Annotated in this window: 4 protein-coding genes and 2 pseudogenes; 2 read left to right on the forward strand and 4 right to left on the reverse strand. The window is 55.9% G+C overall.

Translation table 11 applies throughout. The annotated features are described in order from the left end of the window. A pseudogene (locus HMPREF2822_RS13565) lies at positions 1–759 on the forward strand (hypothetical protein); the annotation flags it as partial. 598 nt (positions 760–1357) lie between these two features. Here HMPREF2822_RS13565 and HMPREF2822_RS11460 read toward each other — a convergent pair. The 4 genes from HMPREF2822_RS11460 to HMPREF2822_RS11470 all read right to left on the reverse strand — a co-directional run bounded on the left by HMPREF2822_RS11460 (position 1358) and on the right by HMPREF2822_RS11470 (position 3230). Continuing rightward, positions 1358–1954: a hypothetical protein gene (locus HMPREF2822_RS11460; protein WP_070524738.1), complete on the reverse strand. Its 597-nt coding sequence runs from the start codon at positions 1952–1954 to the stop codon at positions 1358–1360. A gap of 158 nt (positions 1955–2112) precedes the next feature. Then, positions 2113–2520: a single-stranded DNA-binding protein gene (locus HMPREF2822_RS11465; protein WP_070524740.1), complete on the reverse strand. Its 408-nt coding sequence runs from the start codon at positions 2518–2520 to the stop codon at positions 2113–2115. A gap of 85 nt (positions 2521–2605) precedes the next feature. Beyond that, on the reverse strand, positions 2606–2749 hold the full coding sequence (locus HMPREF2822_RS13570; RefSeq protein ID WP_158011595.1) for a hypothetical protein: 144 nt from the start codon (positions 2747–2749) through the stop codon (positions 2606–2608). 160 nt (positions 2750–2909) lie between these two features. Further along, entirely contained in the window at positions 2910–3230 is a 321-nt protein-coding gene (locus tag HMPREF2822_RS11470; RefSeq protein ID WP_070524741.1) for a DUF4192 family protein, read from the reverse strand. A 192-nt stretch (positions 3231–3422) separates the two neighbouring features. Between HMPREF2822_RS11470 and HMPREF2822_RS13880 the strand changes: the two are divergent. Further along, positions 3423–3547, forward strand: a pseudogene (locus HMPREF2822_RS13880) (hypothetical protein); the annotation flags it as partial.

Below are 3547 nucleotides of genomic sequence, written 5' to 3' on the forward strand. Positions count from 1 at the left end.
GAGAACGCTGAACAGCAGGCTCGCGAGGTTGCCGAGCGTGTGCTCAAGGAAGCACGCGAGAAGGCCGAGCAGGACGCCGAGAAGATCCGTAGCGATGCACACCAGGAGGCTGAGCAGACGGTAGGTCTAGCCGAGGCTCAGGCTGATGAGCTACTGGACCGTGCCGAAGAGGCCAGCAGCGCTGCGGAGGCGAGACTCAAGAGTGCAGAGCAGGAGGCCGAGAGCATCCGTAGCGCGGCGCGTAAGGGAGGCGAGCGTGAGGCAGAACAGATCCGCAGCACGGCACGTGACGAGGCGAAGCGTGAGGCAGAACGGATCTGCAGTGAGGCCACGCAGGACGCTGAGAGCACACGTAGCGAAGCGCAGCGCGAGGCTGCAACGATCCGCAGCGAGGCCACGCGTGAGCGTGAGCAGGTTACTAGCGAACGTGCAGCGCTGGACCGGGAACGTGAAGCCTTTGATGTGGAGAAACGTGCGTTCGCCGAAAGTCTCGAAGCGCGCCGCGCAGCTGCAGAGGAGGAAGCCAAGATCATCATCGAAGAGGCTGTTGAGTCTCTGCAAGAGATTTCCCACGTAGACCGGGACTTCCTGCATGTCGAACTCGATAACGACCCTGAGATGAAGCAGCGCTACCTCGATACTGTCGAACAGCGCACTCAGCAGGAACGGACCGCCGCACGCCGTCGTGCTCAGGAACGAACCAACAAGCGCCGCCAGCAGCAGCAACAGCGCGACCGCGATGGTGGCATGGAGCTGTAGCGCTACTGCCCTGCCCTGTAGCGGCCTAGCAGCGTGTCGCCGGGGTCAGTGTCCAGCGACAGTGCTAAAACCGCTCTAATTCAGCGAAAATCGAAGAATTAGAGCGGTGTTTTTGTGCGGTGGTAACTCTGCAGTGCAGTGAATTGGTATGTGAAGTGGCATGTCTGTTGCGCTGTTAGTTATGCAGCAAAGGGACGTAGCTACAGTGCTGTTAAGTGGGCAGTAGATGAGCATGTAGAAAGTGCCGCGAAAGTGTCTGCAGAATGCGCTGTAGAGTTGCAGCGTCATTCAAATGCGCAATAAACGTGCCAATTAAGTGACGCGCCACTACAGGGTGCAGCGAAGTGGTTGATCTGTTGGCGAGTAAGTGTGCCAGCGTAGTGCGTAATGAAATGGTGTGTTTGTTGCACTGTAAAACAGCGCGTGTAGTGGCGCGTGTATTGCGCTGTGAAATGTCGGCGCGCCTGGAGCTGTAGCGCCGCTGCTCCCCCACGACGTCCGTGGACGGCTTTGACCCGGCTTGGACATAAAGAAAGCGCTGGGGCATTCCCAGCGCTTTGTTTTACGACCAGAACTGGTCTGTTGGTGGTGTCAGTCGCTACTTCAACACCGGAGTGAGGACTGCAAGACCACTTGCAGCAACCTTTTTCTGCACACCCGAAGGGTCGAAAGCGCTCAATGCAACCTCGACTCGACCCCCACCACGCACATCAAAATTGCGCTCAACGATTTCACCTTGTGAGACGGTGAATTCACCAAGGAGCTGTCCGCCACGCTTGACCGTGACCTTGCCGGTTCCTCCAGAGTTCGGGATGGTATCTACCCAAGCTGCCTTGAGATTCAAGGTCCTAAACGTGTTTGGCACACGATATTCCTTATAGCTACGAACGCCAGGGCCACCGGTGGAGAGAATTGATCTGCCGTAATCCTTACCCTTCACGGTCACCTCAGTGCCGGATACAAGCGCTAAACTCGTCACTCCGTTCGGGTGATCAGTGAGGTACTTCGTATCAGTAACCCCTGGCTGCACGACACCGCCCTGCGTGCTTCCATCACCGCCGATGCTGGAGCCGCCCTCAAGGCTTGGGACAAGAACACCAATGGCGGTTGCGATGGCTACGATGACACCAACGGCGGCTGGAATGAATTCTTGGATCTCTTTGAGCATCCGAGTGAGTTCACGGGTATCAGGCACGATACATCTTCCTTTCGGAGAAGATAGAGAGAAGCAATAACGTACTTATTTAAGCATGAATGTTCACGTTCAGTTGGGTAAAGCCGTGAAAAGCTGGAACAACGCCGTGAAATGGTTGAAAAAATAACCCCGCAGGTTTCCCTGCGGGGTGTTGTAGGTTAGAACGGAACCTCTTCAGTGTCGTTAGCAGCGCCGTTCTCACGACGTGCAGCACGGGCTGCAGACTCTTTCTTCGAGTCGATGAGCTGCACCGTATCGATGCGTGCGATCAGCGGGTAGTGCTTCACGCCATCCTTATCGGTGTAGTTGTCCGTCTTGAGCGAGTAGCTGACCGCGACCCGGTCACCAGCGCCGATGCAGCCGAAGACACCGAGGTTCTTAGCGTCCTGCACGTAGCCGGTGAGTTCCACGATCTCAGACTCCACCTTGCCGGTGTTCTTGTTCTTGAACGTATTACGCGCGTAGACGTTGAGCTTCACGGTAGCGCCGCCGTTTGCGTGCTCAAAGATCTTCGGCTCGCGAGCGGTGTTGCCAACAATGGTGCCGGAGTTGAATGGGTTAGACATGATGATTTCTCCTTTTGAGTGAGTGTGAATTGTCTTTCAATTGTGTGTTTGAGCAGCGGCTTTGCTGCTGCTGAGAAAAGTGCTGTTACAGCACGGCCCAGGGCAGTACTTGCCCTTCTGCTTCCAGGTCGCGTAGCTCTTGGGTTGCACCAGGATCAGCGTCCTCGCCGTCTATGCCGTCGCTCATCAGGTAGAGCAGCTCCAGGTCTTCGTGCGTGTAGTGGTACATGAGTGCCTCCTTGTGGATCGGATATTCAATCCGTTCTTGGAGACAGCTCTGCTGGCTAGAAGTTGCTCCCCTGCTTGTAGAAGATGTGTGTCTTCCCTGGTCATGGCCATGCTGAAAAAGAAAACCCCGCTGCAGCATTAACTGCAACGGGGTAAGAGACTTAAGCATCGAACAGGAGGTAATGTGCTTTCGACGCGCCCTGTTTGACGCTCGTGATGAGCTTGCTGCCTAGGCCGAGGCTGATGGATCTGGCCACCAGGTTCGGAAAGTTCTCGGTATCACTTAGCTCAGTGGCTTTATGAGCAGCTACACCGGCCAGGCCAGTCTGCCCAGTGGCTTGTGCGAGTACAGCGACGGTAGCGGTTATCTGCGAGCGCATCTTGAGCCAGTCTCGTGGAACGACACACATAAGAGTTTCTGCGAACGCCAGACCCTTCTCAGGCTCGTCCAGCAGTGCGCCGAGCAGTGGATCACGCAACATGGGAGTCGTAAAACACCTCAGCGCAGCACGGATGGCCTGTGTATCGGTGGGGTCAGAGACACCCTTTGCAGCCTTCTCGTACTCATGCTGTAGATCGTCACGGAGAAAATGTATCTCATTCTCGTACCCCTCTGAGGTTACCCTCGTTTAGTGGACACCCTATTTGTACGGATCTTGTGTCCGTAGGAGAGGATGTTCATTGTGAGTCAACAGCGCAAGAAGTACACGCCGGAGTACCGGCGTGAGGCCGCGAACCTGGTAATCGAGTCAGAGCGCCCAATTGCCCATGTGGCTAAGGAAATCGGTGTTTCCGCCGG

It is taken from the genome of Corynebacterium sp. HMSC062E11, from assembly GCF_001811845.1.
GTDB lineage: Bacteria > Actinomycetota > Actinomycetes > Mycobacteriales > Mycobacteriaceae > Corynebacterium > Corynebacterium hesseae.

What these genes read in the sequence shown, in the direction of transcription:
- HMPREF2822_RS11470 (WP_070524741.1), bottom strand. Translation starts at nt 3,230, where the DNA reads ATGTTGCGTGATCCACTGCTCGGCGCACTGCTGGACGAGCCTGAGAAG.
- HMPREF2822_RS11465 (WP_070524740.1), bottom strand. Translation starts at nt 2,520, where the DNA reads ATGTCTAACCCATTCAACTCCGGCACCATTGTTGGCAACACCGCTCGC.
- HMPREF2822_RS13570 (WP_158011595.1), bottom strand. Translation starts at nt 2,749, where the DNA reads ATGTACCACTACACGCACGAAGACCTGGAGCTGCTCTACCTGATGAGC.